The following is an 18,643-nucleotide window of genomic DNA, read 5'->3' as shown; positions in this document are numbered from 1 at the left end:
TGGTCGCCTAGACTAGGCGGCAACCGAATCCTCTGATCGAGATACACTTGTGATCGAAAATCTGCGTAACATCGCCATCATCGCCCACGTTGACCATGGTAAAACCACGTTGGTCGACAAACTCCTGCGTCAGTCCGGCACTCTGGAGCGTAACGAGCTCAACGACGAGCGCGTCATGGACTCCAACGACCAGGAAAAAGAGCGCGGTATTACCATTCTGGCGAAAAACACCGCCATCAACTGGAACGGCTACCACATCAACATCGTCGACACCCCCGGCCACGCCGACTTCGGTGGCGAGGTTGAGCGTGTAATGTCGATGGTCGACTCCGTGCTGCTGCTGGTCGACGCCCAGGACGGCCCTATGCCGCAAACCCGCTTCGTGACCAAGAAGGCCTTCGAAGCCGGCCTGAAGCCGATCGTCGTGATCAACAAGGTCGACCGTCCGGGCGCGCGTCCTGACTGGGTTCTGGACCAGATCTTCGACCTGTTCGACAACCTCGGCGCTACCGACGAGCAGCTGGACTTCAAAGTGGTCTACGCCTCGGCCCTGAACGGCATTGCCGGTCTGGACCACGCCGAAATGGGCGAAGACATGACTGCCCTGTACCAGGCTGTCGTCGACCACGTTCCAGCGCCAGCTGTTGACCGTGACGGCCCGTTCCAGATGCAGATCTCCGCACTGGACTACAACAGCTTCCTGGGTGTGATCGGTGTTGGCCGTATCGCCCGTGGTCGCGTCAAGCCTAACACCCCGGTTGTCGCCATCGACGCCGACGGCAAGAAGCGTAACGGCCGTATCCTCAAGCTGATGGGCCACCACGGTCTGCACCGCGTCGACGTCGAAGAAGCCCAAGCTGGCGACATCGTCTGCATCAGCGGTTTCGACGAGCTGTTCATCTCCGACACCCTGTGCGACCCGACTGCCGTTGAGGCGATGAAGCCGCTGACCGTTGACGAGCCTACCGTTTCGATGACCTTCCAGGTCAACGACTCGCCGTTCTGCGGCAAGGAAGGCAAGTTCGTCACCAGCCGTAACATCAAGGACCGTCTGGACAAAGAGCTGCTGTACAACGTTGCCCTGCGCGTTGAAGAAACCGACTCCCCAGACAAGTTCAAGGTTTCGGGCCGTGGTGAGCTGCACCTCTCGGTACTGATCGAAACCATGCGTCGCGAAGGCTTCGAACTGGCCCTGGGCCGCCCGGAAGTCATCATTCGCGAAGTAGACGGCGTCAAGCAAGAGCCGTTCGAGAACGTCACCATCGACATCCCTGAAGAATCGCAGGGCAAGGTCATGGAAGAAATGGGTCTGCGTAAAGGCGACCTGACCAACATGGTCCCGGATGGCAAAGGCCGTGTACGCCTTGAATACAACATCCCGGCGCGTGGTCTGATCGGTTTCCGTAACCAGTTCCTGACCCTGACCAACGGTGCAGGCATCCTGACTTCGATCTTTGATCGCTACGACACCGTGAAGTCTGGCCACATGTCCGGCCGTCAGAACGGCGTACTGGTTTCGGTCGAAACCGGCAAGGCGCTGACCTACTCGCTGGAAACCCTGCAGGCGCGTGGCAAGCTGTTCGTCGAGCACGGTCAAGAGATCTACAACGGTCAGATCGTCGGCCAGAACAGCCGCGACAACGACCTGGGCGTCAACCCTACCAAGGGCAAGAAGCTCGACAACATGCGTGCTTCGGGTAAAGACGAAGTCATCGCGCTGGTTCCACCTGTTCGCTTCACCCTGGAACAGGCTCTGGAATACATCCAGGAAGACGAGCTGTGCGAAGTAACGCCGAAGTCCATCCGTCTTCGCAAGAAGATCCTGGATGAAAGCGAGCGTACCCGCGCTGCCAAGAAAGCCAAGAACAGCTGAGTTAGCTCTGGCTGAATGAAAACGCCCCCGGTCGAAAGGCCGGGGGCGTTTTTTTTGTGTCTTTTTCACCATGTTTCACTGGAAGTAATTGCTTACTAAGGAGTTTTTGGCAATAGCACACCCCCCCCCAGTACGCTGCCTTTTGAATTATTTCATGGGGCAAATGATGAAGGGCAAGGGATGGAAAGAGCACTTGGCACGCGGCCGGTTTGATGTGGGTGGGGTCACCTGGAGCCTGTTACACCTACGCTCCAGTTCACATCAAATTGTCATTCCAGGGCTTGCCGTTCAGGGCGTTCAAGCAGTAACGCTTGCTATTGAGTACTCAAGCCACTGTGTCAGCTATGGTCCGAAGCAGGGTGTTGAGCTGGATTTTGACGAGATGGGGCACGATCACCTGTTGATTGATCACAGGGGCGTCTGCCGTGCGTTCTGCCCTAGGCGGTACACGCTATCCATCCAACTGCCGAGCATCATGGCTTCGCTGGCTGACCGGCAATGCCTGTTCACGGGGCATAGCAATTGGCTGACATTGGAGGGGTACCAGCTTGGGTATCCGGAAGGTAGCCATTACGAGGTGTATTTCAATCTACGCCGCGAGTCGGCTCGAAGCCTCAGGGTACACGTTGAAAGCGCCTACATACGCGACCCTGACCACCCTTCCAGTCGTCCAATGCGGCTCAAGCGACATGAAAAAATAAAAGGTTGGCTATTGATTGTGAAGAAGCTGAGAGGTGAGCCGATTCGACGACCAGTAAGGCGATAGCTGCCTGTAGAAATACGAAACCCCCAATAAAGGGGGTCGTATCGCGGATGCCCTTAGAGATTTCTCTCATCAACCGGCACGGCCGGAACCAGGTGGCGGCGTCTAGACACTTCCAAAGGAAGCTCCGTGTACATCGAGACGGGTCAAATTCTATTCAGTCTCTCTGGGATCGTCAACGGCCGACCACCTTCGGTTTGTAAGCACAGTACCCAGGCCGTGGCCCGACCTTGGGGTGGTTGCGGCAGGTATCTGGACGCTTGTCATAAATGGTGCACAGCCGGCTCTTGCGGTCCAGATACATGCAGTCATCGTTGCTCATCCGGGTCAGGGTGAAAATGCCCGACTTCTGGTTGAAGCGCTCGATGATGCCTTCCTTCTGCAGGCGTTTGGCCACGTTTTTCGGTGGTTCGTCTTTTTCGAACTCGTCGACCACGCCGATGCGGATCAGATCCTTGATCTTCACTTCCACGGGCAGCGTGCAGCAGGTCGAGTGGCAGCCACCGCACATGTGGCTGGCATAGCGTTGCCAGGTTTCCAGGCGGTCGACTTCGGCCGCGGCAATCAGGGTCGTTTTCATCGTTATGGGGGTGAATCACGGTCTTGGGGCGCGCGATCATACCGGAGTTGTTCAATTTGTGAACAACCTTTTGCCTGATTCCTTCATCAGGCATGAAAACTGCGAACAGGTACTGTCAGTCCCTGTCGAAGGGTCTAGTCTCATCAATCTCCCTCCGTATTCGTCTACTTGCCCGAGGATGCCGCATGTCCCAGGAACCCAAAGCACGTGACGCCGAGGTGGCCGATTTTCGCGCCGCTGTGCTGGATAAGCTGACCTACGCGGTCGGCAAGGACCCCGAGCATGCCTTCGACCATGACTGGTTCGAAGCCATTGCCCTGGCGGCGCGTGATCACATGGTCGATCACTGGATGGACCATACCCGTCAGGCCTACAGGCGCAGTCAGAAACGGGTCTATTACCTTTCCCTGGAATTTCTCATCGGGCGGCTGCTGTATGACAGCCTGAGCAACCTGGGTTTGCTCGACATCGCCCGCGAAGCCCTCGACGGCCTGGACGTCGACCTGGAGCGCATCCGCCTGCTGGAGCCGGATGCCGCACTGGGCAATGGTGGCCTGGGGCGCCTTGCGGCTTGCTTCATGGAAAGCATGTCGACCCTGGGCATTGCCGCCCATGGCTACGGTATCCGTTACGAGCACGGCCTGTTTCGCCAGGCGGTGGTCGATGGTTGGCAGCAGGAGCAGACCGAGAACTGGCTGGACTTCGGCAACCCCTGGGAGTTCGAGCGCGCCGAGGTGATCTACCCGATCAGTTTCGGCGGCAGCGTCGAGACCGTGCAGGACCCCCAAGGCCAGCAACGGCAGGTGTGGTCGCCCGGCGAGACGGTGCGGGCGGTGGCCTATGACACGCCGGTGGTCGGCTGGCGTGGCGCCAGCGTCAATACCTTGCGCCTGTGGCGGGCGCGGGCGCTTGAGGAGCTGCACCTGGAGCGCTTCAACGCCGGTGACCACCTGGGTGCGGTCGCCGAAGTGGCGCGCGCCGAGAGCATTTCGCGCGTGCTGTACCCGGCCGACAGTACCGAAGCCGGGCAGGAGCTGCGCCTGCGCCAGGAGTACTTCTTCGTTTCGGCTTCGCTGCAGGACTTGCTGCGCCGCCACCTGAACATGCATGACAGCCTGCTCAACCTGCCCGATGCCGCGGCCATTCAGCTCAACGATACCCACCCCTCGATCGCCGTGGCCGAGTTGATGCGGCTGCTGGTCGACCAGCACGAAGTGCCCTGGGATACCGCCTGGGAGCTGACTGTCGGCACGCTGGCCTACACCAACCACACCTTGCTGCCGGAGGCACTGGAAACCTGGCCGGTGGCGCTGATGGAGCGCATGCTGCCGCGGCACATGCAGATCATCTACCTGATCAACGCCTACCATATCGACGCCCTGCGCGCGAAAGGGCTGCACGACTTCGACGTGTTGCGGGCCGTGTCGTTGATCGAAGAAGACAACGGCCGCCGGGTGCGCATGGGCAACCTGGCGTTTCTCGGCTCGCACAGTGTCAACGGTGTGTCGGCACTGCACAGCCAGCTGATGAAGAGCACGGTGTTCGCCGAGCTGCACAAGCTGTACCCGCAGCGGATCAACAACAAGACCAACGGCATCACCTTCAGGCGCTGGCTGTTCCAGTCCAACCCGCCACTGACCGAGATGCTGGTCGAAGCGCTTGGGCCCGAGCTCAAGGATGACCCTGAAGGGCTGCTGGCCAACCTCGTGCCCTTTGCTGACAAAAGCAGCTTCCGCAAGCAGTTCGCCGCCCAGCGCCTGCACAGCAAGCGCGCCCTGGCCAGCATCATCCAGGACCGTATCGGCGTTACGGTGAACCCCGAGGCGATGTTCGATGTGCAGGTCAAGCGCATCCACGAGTACAAGCGCCAGTTGCTCAACCTGCTGCACACCGTGGCGCTGTATCAGGCCATTCGCAACGACCCCGGTACCAATTGGGTACCACGGGTGAAGATCTTCGCCGGCAAGGCTGCGGCCAGCTACCACCAGGCCAAGCTGATCATCAAGCTGGCCAACGACATCGCCCGTGTGGTCAACAACGACCCCACCGTGCGTGGCCTGCTGAAAGTGGTATTCCTGCCCAACTACAACGTCAGCCTGGCCGAAAGCATCATCCCGGCGGCAGACTTGTCCGAGCAGATCTCCACGGCAGGTTACGAGGCCTCAGGCACCAGCAACATGAAGTTCGGCCTCAATGGCGCGCTGACCATCGGCACCCTGGACGGCGCCAACGTCGAGATGTGCGAGCAGGTGGGGGCCGACAACATGTTCATCTTCGGCCTCACGGCGCAGCAGGTCGAGGCGCGCCGGCGCGCCGGAGACTTTGGCGCCAGTGCGGCGATTGCGGCGTCCAATCGCTTGAACGATGTGCTCCAGGCCATTCGCAGCGGGGTGTTCTCGCCCGATGACCCTTCGCGTTATACCGGGCTGATCGACGGGTTGGTGGCCTATGACCGTTTCCTGGTGTGCGCCGATTTCGACGCCTACTGGGATGCCCAGCGGCGGGTCGATGAGCTGTGGCACACGCCGCAGGAATGGTGGCGCATGGCGGTGCTGAACACGGCGCGGATGGGGTGGTTCTCGTCGGACCGAACCATTCGCGAGTATGCCACCGACATCTGGAAAGCACTGGACTGACTTACCAGGGCCGCATAGCGGCCCCACTCGACAGCCGGCCTGGCCAAGGCTGAACTACCGACCTATTGTGCCGTCAGACAGCCCAGGCGAGTCTCATTGCTCGCTAGCATCGCACTCTCCCTGTAAACTGCGGGGGTTTTTCTCCCCCTTTCCATTTCGGAGCCATACATGTCCCGCGTTACCCTGAGTCGCTATCTGATTGAGCAGACCCGCAGCAACAATACCCCTGCCGATCTGCGCTTCCTGATCGAAGTGGTGGCGCGCGCGTGCAAAGAGATCAGCCACCACGTGTCCAAAGGCGCCCTGGGCGGCGTACTGGGCAGCATGGGCACCGAGAACGTTCAAGGTGAAGTGCAGAAGAAGCTCGACGTGATCTCCAACGATATCCTGCTGGAGGCCAACGAGTGGGGCGGCCACCTGGCCGGCATGGCTTCCGAAGAAATGGACAACGCCTACCAGATCCCGGGCAAGTACCCTAAAGGCGCCTACCTGCTGGTCTTCGACCCACTGGACGGTTCGTCGAACATCGACGTCAACGTCTCGGTCGGCACCATCTTCTCGGTACTGCGTTGCCCCAACGAGTACCTGAGCCAGAACGAAACCCTCAACGAAAACGCCTTCCTGCAGCCAGGCACCGAGCAGGTCGCCGCCGGTTATGCCATCTACGGCCCGCAGACCATGCTGATCCTGACCCTGGGCAATGGCGTCAAGGGCTTCACCCTGGACCGTGAGCTGGGCAGCTTCGTGCTGACCCACGAGAACATCCAGGTACCGGCAACCACCGCCGAGTTCGCCATCAACATGTCCAACCAGCGTCACTGGGAAGCCCCGGTGCAGCGCTACGTCGATGAGCTGCTGGCCGGTGAGACTGGCCCGCTGAAAAAGAACTACAACATGCGCTGGATCGCCTCGATGGTAGCCGACGTGCACCGCATCCTGACCCGTGGCGGTCTGTTCATGTACCCGCGCGACGCTCGCGACCCGAGCAAGCCGGGCAAGCTGCGCCTGATGTACGAGGCCAACCCGATGTCGTTCATCATCGAACAGGCTGGCGGCGCATCCACCAATGGTTACGATCGTATCCTCGACATTCAGCCACAAAGCCTGCACGAGCGCGTGTCGGTCATTCTGGGCTCGAAGGAAGAGGTCGAGCGCGTCACCGCGTATCACAAGGAGTAAGTCATGCTCGCACCTTGGCAGCCGTTGTTGGAGTGGTGGTTCGGTTGGGGCACCAGCCCCCAGGCCGTGGCTGACGAGAAGAGCACGCTGTGGTTCGGCAAGCATCACGATGCCGAAGCTCAGGCGCTGTTTGGCGACCTGGTCGAGCATGCCCTGGCGGGTGGGCTCGACGAGTGGCAGCAAAGCCCGCAAGGCTGGCTCGGCCTGCTGATCCTGCTGGACCAGCTGCCGCGCATGATCCACCGCGACACGTCGCGCGCCTTCGAGGGCGACCGGCGTGCCCAGGTGGTGGCCATGCAGGGCCTGCAGAAAGGCTGGGATTACCAGCTGCTGCCGATCCAGCGGGTGTTCGTGCTGCTGGTGCTGGAGCATGCCGAGGTGCTGGACTGGCAGAACCTGTGCGTCGAGCGTTACCAGGTACTGCTGGACGAGCAGCCCGAGGCTCATCGGCGCTTGTTCGAGGGGTTCCTCGACTATGCCGAGCAGCACCAGCGGGTGATTGCTCGGTTCGGGCGCTTCCCGCACCGCAACCTGATGCTGGAACGGCCGAGTACCAGTGAAGAGATGGACTTTTTGCTGGAGCCTGGGTCCAGGTTCTGAGATTTATCGGCCTGCCACGCAGCCCTGACGTAGCAAAAAACCGCCACTGCACCCGCAGCGGCGGTTTTTTTATGCCGCCATTGGCTACCCGACCAATGGTGTAGGTGGAAAGGGGGGAGGGCAGGGAACCAGGGAGGGATTTTCTCGTCGAAGGTCACTGCAGGCCACTCGCCTGTATCCCCTGTCCAGGAGTGTCCTCATGTCGTTGCGTTCCCTCGCCCTGTTGTCCTTGTGCGTCGTTCTGACCGCGTGCAGCAAGATCAACCAGGAAAACTATTCCAAGCTCAAGGCCGGCATGAACAAGGCCGAGGTCGAGCAATTGCTCGGCACGCCTGCCGAGTGCTCCGGCGCGCTGGGCATGAGCAGCTGTACCTGGGGGGACGAGAAGAGCTTCATCAGCGTGCAGTACGCGGCTGACAAGGTACTGATGTACTCAGGGCAGGGCCTTAAATGAGGCGTCTGCACCTGCTGCTGGGGTTATGCCTGGTGATGCTGCTGGGCGGTTGCGCCAGCTCTGCGCATGACCCGCTGGCACCGAAGACCGCCGGCAACGTCGACCTCAAGCGTTACCAGGGCAAATGGTATGAGCTGGCGCGCTTGCCAATGCGCTATCAGCAAGGCTGCGAGCAGTCCGAGGCCCACTACAACCTCAAATCAGACGGCTCCTACGGCGTGCTCAACCGCTGCCGTACCCTGGGTGATGAATGGTTGCGCGCAGAAGGGCATGCCAACATCCAGGAGCCTGGGCATACCGACAAGCTGTGGGTCGAGTTCGACAACTGGTTCACCCGCCTGGTACCGGGCGTGGCCAGGGGTGAGTACTGGATTCTCTACGTGGACGAGCGTTACCACACGGCGATCGTCGGCAGCCCGGACCGCAAGTACCTGTGGATCTTGTCGCGCACGCCAAGCCTGCCGGCCTGGCAGCGCGAGAGTTTGCTGTCCAAGGCGCGGCAGCAGGGTTATGACACCAGCCGGCTGATCTGGCGCACGGCTGACCAGCAGATCGTCAAAAGCCATTGACCCCGCACGCGCTTGCATGTGGTGGTGGTGTGTGTAGGAGCGGCCTTGCGTCGCGAAAAGGGCCGCAAAGCGGCCCCATCGATACCAGCGGCGACGCTAAAGCCTGGGGCCGCTGCGCGCCCCTTTTCGCGACGCAAGGCCGCTCCTACACACACACACACGGTCAACCCAGCAGTTGGCGCAAGACCTCGACAAACGCCTGTGCGCTTTCCTCTTCCTGGGCATGCCGCCCCTGGCGCACGACCCACTGGCCGTTGACCATCACATCGCGCACCTGGCGGTCGCCGCCTGCGAACAACCAGCGATTGAGAATGGCATCGCCATCTGCCGTGGCGATGTACGGGTCTTGACCATCGAGCACCAGCCAGTCGGCCCGCTTGCCCACCGCCAGTTCACCGACCGCCTGGCCAAGCGCCTGGGCACCGCCGTTCAAGGCTGCGTCATACAGCGTGCGCCCGACCATCGGCTGGTCACCGCGGTACAGCCGGTTGCGCCGCTGATCGCGTAAGCGCTGGCCATACTCAAGCCAGCGCAGTTCTTCCACCACGCTGAGCGACACATGGCTGTCCGAGCCAATGCCCATGCGCCCACCTTGCGCCAGGTAGTCAACCGCCGGGAAGATACCGTCGCCCAGGTTGGCCTCGGTGGTCAGGCACAGCCCTGCCACCGCGCCGCTGCGGGCCATGGCGGCGACTTCATCGGCTTCGGCGTGGGTGGCGTGAACCAGGCACCAGCGCGCGTCCACCTCGACATGCTCGTACAGCCACTGCAACGGGCGCAGGCCACTCCAGGCCAGGCAATCGTCGACTTCCTTCTGTTGTTCGGCAATGTGGATATGCACCGGGCTATTTGGGTTGCCGGCTTCCAGCACGCTGGCGATCTGCCCTGGGGTGACTGCGCGCAGCGAGTGGAAGCACAGGCCCAGTTGCTGTGCCGGCTGCGCGCCCAGCAGTGGCGCGAGTTGTTCCTGCAGGCGCAGGTACTGCTCGGTAGAGTTGATGAAACGCCGTTGCCCTTCGGTGGGCGCCTGGCCGCCGAAGCCTGCGTGGCTGTACAGCACGGGCAGCAAGGTCAGGCCGATGCCGCTGCTGGCTGCCGCGGCGCTGATGCGCCGGGACAGCTCGGCGGGGTCGGCGTAGGCCTTGCCTGCCGAGTCGTGGTGCACATAGTGGAATTCGGCCACCGAGGTGTAGCCGGCCTTGAGCATCTCGATGTACAGCTGGCGGGCGATGACCTGCAACTGCTCTGGGGTGATCTGGCCAACCAGGCGATACATCAGGTCGCGCCAGGTCCAGAAGCTGTCGTTGGGGTTGCCCGCCACTTCCGCCAACCCTGCCATCGCCCGTTGGAAGGCATGCGAGTGCAGGTTGGGCATGCCGGGCAGCAGCGGCCCGGCCAGCCGTTCGGCACCGTCGGCCGAAGCGCCGGGCTCGATGCGGGTCATGTTGCCATCGCTGGCGACCTCGATTCGGACATTGCTGGCCCAGCCATTGGGCAGCAGGGCGCGTTCGGCGAAGTAGGCGGACATCGGTGAAATCCTGTTATTGTTAACTTGTATATACATATACAGGCGTTTGCCTGCCGGGTAAACTGCGGCAAGCTACCGCTCATTCAATCGCACAAGGATCCAACGCCGTGCCGACACCTCCTGTCTCCGCGCTGGTTGCCCAGATGGGCGAGGGCCCGGCGCCGCTGTACGCGCGGGTCAAACAGATGATCATCCAGCAGATCGACAACGGCAGCTGGCCGCCCCATCACCGGGTTCCTTCAGAGAGCGAGCTGGTCAGCCAACTGGGCTTCAGCCGCATGACCATCAACCGCGCCCTGCGTGAGCTCACGGCCGAAGGGCTGCTGGTGCGCATGCAAGGGGTCGGTACCTTCGTCGCCGAACCCAAGAGCCGTTCGGCGCTGTTCGAAGTCAACAACATCGCCGACGAGATTGCCGGGCGTGGCCACCAGCATAGCTGCCAGGTGGTCATCCTCGCCGAGGAGGCCGCCGGCTCCGAGCGTGCCCTGGCGCTGGACATGCGCGAAGGCCAGCGGGTGTTCCATTCGCTGATCGTGCATTACGAAAATGGCATACCGGTGCAAATCGAGGACCGCTACGTCAATGCGGCGATCGCGCCCGATTACCTCAAGCAGGACTTCACCCGGCAAACGCCTTACGCCTACCTGTCCCAGGTCGCGCCGCTGACCGAGGGTGAGCACGTGGTCGAGGCGATTCTGGCCGAGCCGCACGAGTGCCAGCTGCTGCAGATCGAACGGGGCGAGCCTTGCCTGCTGATTCGCCGCCGCACCTGGTCCGGCCGCCAGCCGGTCACAGCCGCGCGGTTGATCCACCCCGGTTCCCGTCATCGCCTGGAAGGACGATTCAGCAAATGAGCCAATTGCAGGTGTTGCGTGCGCAGGGCTACCCGCGCATGCCATGGAAGAACGGGGGCGGTTTCACCGAGGAAATCACCCGCGACAGCGGCGAAGGCCTCGAAGGGTTCGGCTGGCGCCTGTCGATTGCCGATATCGAAGAGTCTGGCGGTTTCTCGTCGTTCGCCGGTTACCAGCGGATCATCACGGTGCTGCAGGGCGATGGCATGCGCCTGCTGGTCGACGGGCAGGCCAGCCGGCCGCTGTTGCCATACGACGCGTTTGCCTTCGCAGGCGAGAGCCAGGTCAGTTGCAAGCTGCTGGGTGGGGCGATTCGTGATTTCAACCTGATCTACGCGCCACAGCGCTATCGCGCGCGCTTGCAGTGGTTCGATGGCACCACCCGGCTGTTCAGTTCGGCGTCGACGGTGTTGTTGTTCGCCGCCAGTAACCAGGTCGAGGCGCAGTTGGCTGGGGGTGAGGTGCAGCGGCTGGGGTTGCATGACTGCTTGCGGCTTGAGGGTAACGACGCGCTGGTGGGGTTGGAGGTTCAGGGGCGGTTTTGCCTGATCGAACTGATTTCACGTTGAGATAGCCGGGGCCGCACAGCGGCCCCAGCTTTTTCTGGTTTCCAACGCAGAGGTCCAATTATTTTGGTTGTCCATGCTTGTACATACAAGTAAAGGTGTGTTTGTATATTGACCACGACACACCTGCCCGCGGACGACCGCAGAGGACCCTTCCCGTGACCGACAACAACAAATACCGTGACGTTGAAATCCGTGCCCCACGTGGCAACAAGCTGACCGCCAAAAGCTGGCTGACTGAAGCGCCGCTGCGCATGCTGATGAACAACCTCGATCCGCAGGTCGCGGAAAACCCCAAGGAGCTGGTGGTCTACGGTGGTATCGGCCGGGCCGCCCGCAACTGGGCCTGCTACGACAAGATCGTCGAGACCCTGACCCGCCTGGAAGACGACGAAACCCTGCTGGTGCAGTCGGGCAAGCCGGTCGGCGTGTTCAAGACCCACAGCAACGCCCCGCGCGTGCTGATCGCCAACTCCAACCTGGTGCCGCACTGGGCCAACTGGGAACACTTCAACGAACTGGATGCCAAGGGCCTGGCCATGTACGGCCAGATGACCGCCGGCAGCTGGATCTACATCGGTAGCCAGGGCATCGTCCAGGGCACCTATGAAACCTTCGTCGAGGCCGGCCGCCAGCACTACGGTGGCAGCCTCAAAGGCAAGTGGGTACTGACCGCAGGCCTGGGCGGCATGGGCGGTGCCCAGCCACTGGCCGCGACCCTGGCCGGTGCCTGCTCGCTGAACATCGAATGCCAGCAGAGCCGCATCGATTTCCGTCTCGAAACCCGCTATGTCGACGAGCAGGCCACCGACCTCGACGACGCCCTGGCGCGCATCGCCAAGTACACCGCCGAAGGCAAGGCCATCTCCATCGCCCTGCACGGCAACGCCGCTGAAGTGCTGCCGGAGCTGGTCAAACGTGGCGTGCGCCCAGACATGGTCACCGACCAGACCAGCGCCCACGACCCCCTTAACGGCTACCTGCCGGCCGGCTGGACCTGGGAGCAGTACCGCGACCGTGCGCAGACCGAACCGGCTGCCGTGGTCAAGGCCGCCAAGCAGTCCATGGCCGTGCACGTGCAAGCCATGCTCGACTTCCAGAAGCAAGGCATCCCGACCTTCGACTACGGCAACAACATTCGCCAAATGGCCAAGGAAGAGGGCGTGGCCAACGCCTTCGACTTCCCTGGCTTCGTGCCGGCCTATATCCGCCCGCTGTTCTGCCGCGGCGTGGGTCCGTTCCGCTGGGCCGCGCTGTCTGGTGAAGCCGACGACATCTACAAGACCGATGCCAAGGTCAAGGAACTGATCCCCGACGACGCCCACCTGCACCGCTGGCTGGACATGGCCCGCGAGCGCATCAGCTTCCAGGGCCTGCCAGCGCGTATCTGCTGGGTCGGCCTTGGCCTTCGCGCCAAACTGGGCCTGGCGTTCAACGAAATGGTACGCAGCGGCGAGCTGTCGGCGCCGATCGTCATCGGCCGCGACCACCTGGACTCCGGTTCGGTATCGAGCCCCAACCGTGAAACCGAAGCCATGCGTGACGGCTCCGACGCTGTCTCCGACTGGCCGCTGCTCAACGCCCTGCTCAACACCGCCAGCGGCGCCACCTGGGTTTCGCTGCACCACGGCGGCGGCGTAGGCATGGGCTTCTCGCAGCACTCGGGCATGGTCATCGTCTGTGACGGCACCGATGAAGCCGCCGAGCGCATCGCCCGCGTGCTGACCAACGACCCGGCCACCGGTGTCATGCGCCACGCCGACGCCGGCTACGACATCGCCGTCGACTGCGCCAAAGAGCAAGGCCTTGACCTGCCAATGATCACGGGCTGATCGCTGCACTTTGAGTGATACTGAACAACAAGAAGGGGCCTGCGGGCCCCGACAGAATGGAGTAGCGAAGTGACCGAACTGACCCTCAAGCCTGGCACCCTGACCCTGGCCCAGCTGCGCGCGATCCATGCCGCACCCGTGCGCCTGCGCCTGGATGCCAGCGCCGACCAGCCGATCAACGACAGCGTTGCCTGCGTCGAACAGATTCTTGCCGAAGACCGTACCGCCTACGGCATCAACACCGGTTTCGGCCTGCTGGCTTCGACCCGCATTGCCAGCCATGACCTGGAAAACCTGCAGCGTTCGCTGGTGCTGTCCCACGCCGCCGGCATCGGCGCGCCGCTGGACGACGACCTGGTGCGGCTGATCATGGTGCTCAAGATCAACAGCCTCAGCCGTGGTTTCTCCGGCATTCGCCGCAAGGTGATCGATGCGCTGATCGCCCTGGTCAACGCCGAAGTCTACCCACACATTCCGCTCAAAGGCTCGGTCGGTGCGTCCGGCGACCTGGCACCGCTGGCGCACATGTCGCTGGTGCTGCTCGGCGAAGGCAAGGCGCGTTACCAGGGCCAATGGCTGTCGGCCACTGAAGCGCTGGCCGTTGCCGGCCTGGAGCCACTGACCCTGGCCGCCAAAGAGGGCCTGGCCCTGCTCAACGGCACCCAGGCTTCCTCGGCCTACGCCTTGCGCGGGCTGTTCTACGCCGAAGACCTGTACGCCGCCGCCATTGCCTGCGGTGGCCTGACCGTGGAAGCGGCGCTGGGCTCGCGTTCGCCGTTCGATGCACGGGTGCATGCCGTGCGTGGCCAGCGTGGCCAGATCGACACCGCCGCCTGCTTCCGCGACCTGCTGGGCGAGTCCAGCGAAGTGTCGCAGTCGCACAAGAACTGCGACAAGGTCCAGGACCCGTACTCGCTGCGCTGCCAGCCGCAGGTCATGGGCGCCTGCCTGACCCAGTTGCGCCAGGCTGCCGAAGTGTTGGGCGTCGAGGCCAACGCGGTGTCGGACAACCCGCTGGTGTTCGCTGCCGAAGGCGACGTGATCTCAGGCGGCAACTTCCACGCCGAACCGGTGGCCATGGCCGCTGACAACCTGGCCCTGGCCATCGCCGAAATCGGCTCGCTGAGCGAGCGCCGCATCTCGCTGATGATGGACAAGCACATGTCCCAGCTGCCGCCGTTCCTGGTGGAAAACGGTGGGGTCAACTCTGGCTTCATGATTGCCCAGGTGACCGCTGCCGCATTGGCCAGCGAGAACAAGGCCCTGTCGCACCCTCACAGCGTCGACAGCCTGCCCACTTCGGCCAACCAGGAAGACCACGTGTCGATGGCCCCGGCCGCTGGCAAGCGCTTGTGGGAAATGGCCGAGAACACCCGTGGCGTGCTGGCCATCGAATGGCTGGGCGCCTGCCAGGGCCTGGACCTGCGCAAGGGGCTGAAGACCTCGGCCAAGCTGGAGCAGGCACGCCGAGCGCTGCGCAGCGAAGTGCCGCACTACGACCGCGACCGGTTCTTTGCGCCGGATATCGAGAAGGCCGTCGAGCTGCTGGCTAAAGGCAGCCTGAGCGGGCTGCTGCCAGCTGGGGTTCTGCCTAGCCTGTGATGCCTCTGGGGCCGCCTTGCGGCCCATTCGCGGGGCAAGCCCGCGCCCACACAGATCTGAACCTGTGGGGGCGGGCTTGACCCGTGAAAGGGCTGCAACGCGGCCCCCTCGATCTCACGACCACAAAAACAAAATTAGGACGTGACATGCAACAAGCTCAAGGTCTTAAGCGCGGGCTGTCGGCCCGACACATCCGTTTCATGGCGCTCGGCTCCGCTATCGGTACCGGGCTTTTCTACGGTTCTGCCTCGGCCATCCAGATGGCCGGCCCAGCAGTGCTGCTGGCCTACCTGATCGGCGGCGCCGCCGTGTTCATGGTCATGCGCGCCCTTGGCGAGATGGCCGTGCACAACCCGGTAGCCGGCTCCTTCGGGCACTACGCCACCACCTACCTCGGCCCCATGGCCGGCTTCATCCTCGGTTGGACCTACGCCTTCGAGATGGTCATCGTCGCCATCGCCGACGTGACGGCCTTCGGTATCTACATGGGCTTCTGGTTCCCTGAAGTGGCCCGCTGGGTCTGGGTGCTGGGCATCGTCTTCCTGATCGGCGGCCTGAACCTGTGCAACGTCAAGGTGTTCGGCGAGATGGAGTTCTGGCTGTCGCTGCTCAAGGTCGGTGCCATCGTCGCGATGATCCTTGCCGGCCTCGGCATCATGGCCTTCGGCTTCAGCCAGGTCGGCACCGGGCATGCGGTCGGGTTGAGCAACCTGGTCGAGCACGGCGGTTTCATGCCTAATGGTGTCGGTGGCCTGATCGCCTCCTTCGCAGTGGTCATGTTCGCCTTCGGTGGTATCGAAATCATCGGCGTCACTGCCGGTGAGGCCAAGGACCCACAGCGGGTCATTCCCAAGGCCATCAATGCCGTGCCGCTGCGTATCCTGCTGTTCTACGTGCTGACCCTGTTCGTGCTGATGTGCCTGTACCCGTGGCCGCAAATCGGCAGCGAAGGCAGCCCGTTCGTGCAGATCTTCAGCAACCTGGGGATTGGTTCGGCGGCGGCAGTGCTCAACGTCGTGGTGATTTCCGCTGCCATTTCGGCCATCAACAGCGACATTTTCGGCGCAGGCCGCATGATGTACGGCCTGGCCCAGCAAGGCCACGCGCCACGCGGGTTCAGCAAGCTGTCCCGGCACGGTGTGCCATGGATGACCGTGGTGGTGATGGGCGCGGCGCTGCTGATCGGCGTGGTGCTCAACTACCTGATCCCCGAGAACGTGTTCCTGCTGATTGCCTCGATCGCCACCTTCGCCACCGTGTGGGTGTGGCTGATGATCCTGCTCACCCAGGTGGCCATGCGCCGCAGCATGAGCCGCGAGGAAGCCGCCCAGCTGAAGTTCCCGGTACCGTTCTGGCCCTATGGCCCAGCCATGGCCATCGCGTTCATGGTGTTCATCTTTGGCGTGCTCGGTTACTTCCCGGACACTCAGGCAGCCCTGCTGGTGGGTGTGGTCTGGGTGGTGTTCCTGGTCGCGTCCTACCTGCTGTGGTGCAAGCCGCGGGCAGGGCAGGGCAAAGCGGCCCAGGCGCAGGCCGAGCTGCACCGCTAGTACAGGAGATTGCAAATGAGAACCCTCTGGCAGCACTGCCATGTGGCAACCATGGTCGACGGCCGTTACTCGATCATCGAGGACGCGGCGATCGTTACCTGCGCCGGGCTGATCGAATGGATCGGCCCACGCAGCGCGCTGCGGCCGGTCGAAGCGGAGCGCACGGTGAACCTGGGCAACGCCTGGGTCACCCCCGGGCTGATCGACTGCCACACTCACGCGGTGTTTGGCGGCAACCGCAGCGGCGAGTTCGAGCAGCGCCTGCAGGGCGTGAGCTATGCCGAAATCGCCGCACAAGGCGGCGGCATCGCCAGTACCGTGCGGGCCACCCGTGCGGCCAGCGAGGATGAGCTGTTCGCCAGCGCCCGCCAGCGGGTTCAGGCGTTGATGCGTGATGGCGTGACCACCCTCGAGGTCAAGTCCGGCTATGGCCTGGACCTGGCCAACGAGCGCAAGATGCTGCGCGTGGCACGGCGCCTGGCCGACGAGTTGCCGCTTGCCGTGCGCGCCACCTGCCTGGCCGCCCACGCCCTGCCGCCGGAGTACGCCGGCAGGGCCGACGACTTCATTGCGCACATCTGCGACGAGATGCTGCCTGCCCTGGCCGCAGAAGGGCTGGTGGATGCGGTGGATGCGTTCTGCGAACACCTGGCGTTCTCCCCGGCCCAGGTCGAGCGGGTATTCATCAAGGCGCATGAGCTGGGCCTGCCGGTGAAGCTGCACGCCGAACAGCTGTCGTCGCTGCACGGCTCGAGCCTGGCGGCGCGCTACCAGGCATTGTCGGCCGACCACCTGGAATTCATGACTGAGGAAGACGCCATTGCCATGGCCGCGGCCGGCACGGTCGCCGTGCTGCTGCCGGGCGCCTTCTATTTCCTGCGCGAAACCCAATTGCCGCCGATGGACGCCCTGCGCCGTCACGGTGTGAAGATTGCCCTGGCCAGCGACCTCAACCCGGGCACCTCGCCGGGGTTGTCGCTGCGCCTGATGCTGAACATGGGCTGCACGCTGTTCCGCATGACCCCGGAAGAAGCCCTGGCCGGTGTGACCACCCATGCCGCTACGGCGCTAGGCCTTGGCGACAGCCATGGCACGCTGGAAGCCGGCAAGGTGGCGGACTTTGTCGCCTGGCAGATCGAGCGCCCCGCCGACCTGGCCTACTGGCTGGGTGGCGACCTGCCCAAGCGTGTGGTGCGCAAGGGCCACGAGATATTCAACTGAGCGAGGCGAAATGAACAAGGTACTGAGTTTTCACCAGGGCCGTTTGCCCCTGCTGATCAGCATGCCCCACGCAGGCCTGCAACTGACCCCAGCGGTGCGCGAGGGCCTGGTCGACCAGGCGCGCAGCTTGCCTGACACCGACTGGCACATCCCGCAGCTCTACGATTTTGCCCGTGAACTGGGCGCCAGCGTGGTGGCGGCGGAGTATTCGCGTTTCGTCATCGACCTCAACCGGCCCGACGACGATAAGCCGTTGTACGTCGGGGCAACCACCGGCTTGTATCCGGCCACGCTGTTCGAAGGGCAGCCCTTGTTCAAAGACGGGCAGGTGCCCTCTGCCGAAGAGCGCGCGACCTACCTGGAGCAGATCTGGCGGCCGTATCACGACACGATCAGCCAGGAGCTGGCCCGCCTGCGTGAGCAGTTCGGCTATGCGTTGCTGTGGGACGCCCACTCGATTCGCTCGCTGATCCCGCACCTGTTCGACGGCAAGCTTCCGGATTTCAACCTCGGGACTTTCAACGGCGCCAGCTGCGATCCTGAGCTGGCACAGTTGCTTGCGGGCGTGTGCGCCGAAGCGCCGGCTTACAGCCATGTACTCAACGGGCGTTTCAAGGGCGGCCATATCACCCGCCACTATGGCAACCCTGCCAACCATATCCATGCGGTGCAGTTGGAGCTGGCGCAAAGCACGTACATGGAAGAAAGCGAGCCGTTCGCCTATCGCGAAGACCTGGCGCAACCGACCCAGGCCGTGCTGCGGCGTTTGCTCGAAAGCGTGCTGGCCTGGGGCGTGCAGCGCTACGGGAAATGAGCGCAGGGGGCGGCCTGCACAC

The 18,643-nt window shown here is 63.0% G+C and carries 16 protein-coding genes; 14 read left to right on the top strand and 2 right to left on the bottom strand.

Features of this window, described 5'->3' with window-relative positions; genetic code table 11:
- Window positions 1-49 precede the first annotated feature (49 nt).
- Window positions 50-1,873: a translational GTPase TypA gene (typA, locus tag HU766_RS02090; RefSeq protein WP_033701960.1), complete on the top strand. Its 1,824-nt coding sequence runs from the start codon at window positions 50-52 to the stop codon at window positions 1,871-1,873.
- Window positions 1,874-2,027: 154 nt separating this feature from the next.
- Window positions 2,028-2,639 (top strand): hypothetical protein, encoded by a 612-nt coding sequence (locus HU766_RS02085; RefSeq protein WP_186652895.1) that lies wholly within the window; start codon window positions 2,028-2,030, stop codon window positions 2,637-2,639.
- A 172-nt stretch (window positions 2,640-2,811) separates the two neighbouring features.
- Here HU766_RS02085 and HU766_RS02080 read toward each other — a convergent pair whose 3' ends face one another.
- The gene (locus HU766_RS02080) at window positions 2,812-3,216 is read right to left on the bottom strand and encodes a YkgJ family cysteine cluster protein (RefSeq protein ID WP_016712459.1); all 405 of its coding nucleotides are present in this window, start codon (window positions 3,214-3,216) and stop codon (window positions 2,812-2,814) included.
- A 185-nt stretch (window positions 3,217-3,401) separates the two neighbouring features.
- Between HU766_RS02080 and HU766_RS02075 the strand changes: the two genes are divergently transcribed.
- The 5 genes from HU766_RS02075 (at window position 3,402) to HU766_RS02055 (ending at window position 8,654) form a co-directional block, all read left to right on the top strand.
- Window positions 3,402-5,852 carry a glycogen/starch/alpha-glucan phosphorylase gene (locus HU766_RS02075; protein ID WP_033701959.1) on the top strand — a complete coding sequence of 817 codons (2,451 nt, stop codon included), beginning with the start codon at window positions 3,402-3,404 and terminating at the stop codon, window positions 5,850-5,852.
- A 168-nt stretch (window positions 5,853-6,020) separates the two neighbouring features.
- On the top strand, window positions 6,021-7,031 hold the full coding sequence (locus HU766_RS02070) for a class 1 fructose-bisphosphatase (RefSeq protein WP_033701958.1): 1,011 nt from the start codon (window positions 6,021-6,023) through the stop codon (window positions 7,029-7,031).
- Window positions 7,032-7,034: 3 nt separating this feature from the next.
- Window positions 7,035-7,631, top strand: a complete 597-nt coding sequence (locus HU766_RS02065) for a DUF924 family protein (protein WP_186652894.1) — start codon at window positions 7,035-7,037, stop codon at window positions 7,629-7,631.
- A gap of 199 nt (window positions 7,632-7,830) precedes the next feature.
- The gene (gene bamE / locus HU766_RS02060) at window positions 7,831-8,085 is read left to right on the top strand and encodes an outer membrane protein assembly factor BamE (RefSeq protein ID WP_008094623.1); all 255 of its coding nucleotides are present in this window, start codon (window positions 7,831-7,833) and stop codon (window positions 8,083-8,085) included.
- The gene (locus tag HU766_RS02055; RefSeq protein WP_033701956.1) at window positions 8,082-8,654 is read left to right on the top strand and encodes a lipocalin family protein; all 573 of its coding nucleotides are present in this window, start codon (window positions 8,082-8,084) and stop codon (window positions 8,652-8,654) included. The genes bamE and HU766_RS02055 overlap by 4 nt, the downstream gene beginning before the upstream one ends.
- Window positions 8,655-8,817: 163 nt before the next feature.
- Here HU766_RS02055 and HU766_RS02050 read toward each other — a convergent pair whose 3' ends face one another.
- Entirely contained in the window at window positions 8,818-10,182 is a 1,365-nt protein-coding gene (locus tag HU766_RS02050; RefSeq protein ID WP_186652892.1) for a formimidoylglutamate deiminase, read from the bottom strand.
- Between the two features lie 143 nt (window positions 10,183-10,325).
- Between HU766_RS02050 and hutC the strand changes: the two genes are divergently transcribed.
- From hutC to hutG, 7 genes are all read left to right on the top strand, one after another.
- On the top strand, window positions 10,326-11,036 hold the full coding sequence (hutC, locus tag HU766_RS02045) for a histidine utilization repressor (protein ID WP_177326481.1): 711 nt from the start codon (window positions 10,326-10,328) through the stop codon (window positions 11,034-11,036).
- Entirely contained in the window at window positions 11,033-11,605 is a 573-nt protein-coding gene (locus HU766_RS02040; protein ID WP_186652891.1) for a HutD family protein, read from the top strand. The genes hutC and HU766_RS02040 overlap by 4 nt, the downstream gene beginning before the upstream one ends.
- 155 nt (window positions 11,606-11,760) lie before the next feature.
- Window positions 11,761-13,434: a urocanate hydratase gene (gene hutU / locus HU766_RS02035; protein ID WP_033701952.1), complete on the top strand. Its 1,674-nt coding sequence runs from the start codon at window positions 11,761-11,763 to the stop codon at window positions 13,432-13,434.
- Window positions 13,435-13,503: 69 nt separating this feature from the next.
- Window positions 13,504-15,036, top strand: a complete 1,533-nt coding sequence (gene hutH / locus HU766_RS02030; RefSeq protein WP_033701951.1) for a histidine ammonia-lyase — start codon at window positions 13,504-13,506, stop codon at window positions 15,034-15,036.
- Between the two features lie 146 nt (window positions 15,037-15,182).
- Window positions 15,183-16,586 carry an amino acid permease gene (locus HU766_RS02025; RefSeq protein ID WP_186652890.1) on the top strand — a complete coding sequence of 468 codons (1,404 nt, stop codon included), beginning with the start codon at window positions 15,183-15,185 and terminating at the stop codon, window positions 16,584-16,586.
- 15 nt (window positions 16,587-16,601) lie between these two features.
- Window positions 16,602-17,807 (top strand): imidazolonepropionase, encoded by a 1,206-nt coding sequence (gene hutI, locus HU766_RS02020; protein WP_186652888.1) that lies wholly within the window; start codon window positions 16,602-16,604, stop codon window positions 17,805-17,807.
- 10 nt (window positions 17,808-17,817) lie between these two features.
- A complete protein-coding gene (gene hutG, locus HU766_RS02015) occupies window positions 17,818-18,621 on the top strand; it encodes an N-formylglutamate deformylase (protein ID WP_033701947.1) in 804 nt (267 codons plus the stop codon).
- The last annotated feature ends 22 nt before the right edge of the window (window positions 18,622-18,643 follow it).

The sequence above is a fragment of the Pseudomonas sp. SWRI77 genome (assembly GCF_014269105.1).
In the GTDB taxonomy this organism is placed as follows: Bacteria; Pseudomonadota; Gammaproteobacteria; order Pseudomonadales; family Pseudomonadaceae; genus Aquipseudomonas; species Aquipseudomonas capeferrum.
Note: the sequence above shows the minus strand (reverse complement) of the source record. Positions and strands in the feature narration are given on the sequence as shown.

Bases quoted from the DNA above. Each gene is read 5' to 3' on its own strand.
- HU766_RS02085 (WP_186652895.1), top strand. From the start codon at position 2,028: ATGGGGCAAATGATGAAGGGCAAGGGATGGAAAGAGCACTTGGCACGC.
- HU766_RS02080 (WP_016712459.1), bottom strand. From the start codon at position 3,216: ATGAAAACGACCCTGATTGCCGCGGCCGAAGTCGACCGCCTGGAAACC.
- HU766_RS02075 (WP_033701959.1), top strand. From the start codon at position 3,402: ATGTCCCAGGAACCCAAAGCACGTGACGCCGAGGTGGCCGATTTTCGC.
- HU766_RS02070 (WP_033701958.1), top strand. From the start codon at position 6,021: ATGTCCCGCGTTACCCTGAGTCGCTATCTGATTGAGCAGACCCGCAGC.
- HU766_RS02065 (WP_186652894.1), top strand. From the start codon at position 7,035: ATGCTCGCACCTTGGCAGCCGTTGTTGGAGTGGTGGTTCGGTTGGGGC.
- bamE (WP_008094623.1), top strand. From the start codon at position 7,831: ATGTCGTTGCGTTCCCTCGCCCTGTTGTCCTTGTGCGTCGTTCTGACC.
- HU766_RS02055 (WP_033701956.1), top strand. From the start codon at position 8,082: ATGAGGCGTCTGCACCTGCTGCTGGGGTTATGCCTGGTGATGCTGCTG.
- HU766_RS02050 (WP_186652892.1), bottom strand. From the start codon at position 10,182: ATGTCCGCCTACTTCGCCGAACGCGCCCTGCTGCCCAATGGCTGGGCC.
- hutC (WP_177326481.1), top strand. From the start codon at position 10,326: ATGGGCGAGGGCCCGGCGCCGCTGTACGCGCGGGTCAAACAGATGATC.
- HU766_RS02040 (WP_186652891.1), top strand. From the start codon at position 11,033: ATGAGCCAATTGCAGGTGTTGCGTGCGCAGGGCTACCCGCGCATGCCA.
- HU766_RS02025 (WP_186652890.1), top strand. From the start codon at position 15,183: ATGCAACAAGCTCAAGGTCTTAAGCGCGGGCTGTCGGCCCGACACATC.
- hutI (WP_186652888.1), top strand. From the start codon at position 16,602: ATGAGAACCCTCTGGCAGCACTGCCATGTGGCAACCATGGTCGACGGC.
- hutG (WP_033701947.1), top strand. From the start codon at position 17,818: ATGAACAAGGTACTGAGTTTTCACCAGGGCCGTTTGCCCCTGCTGATC.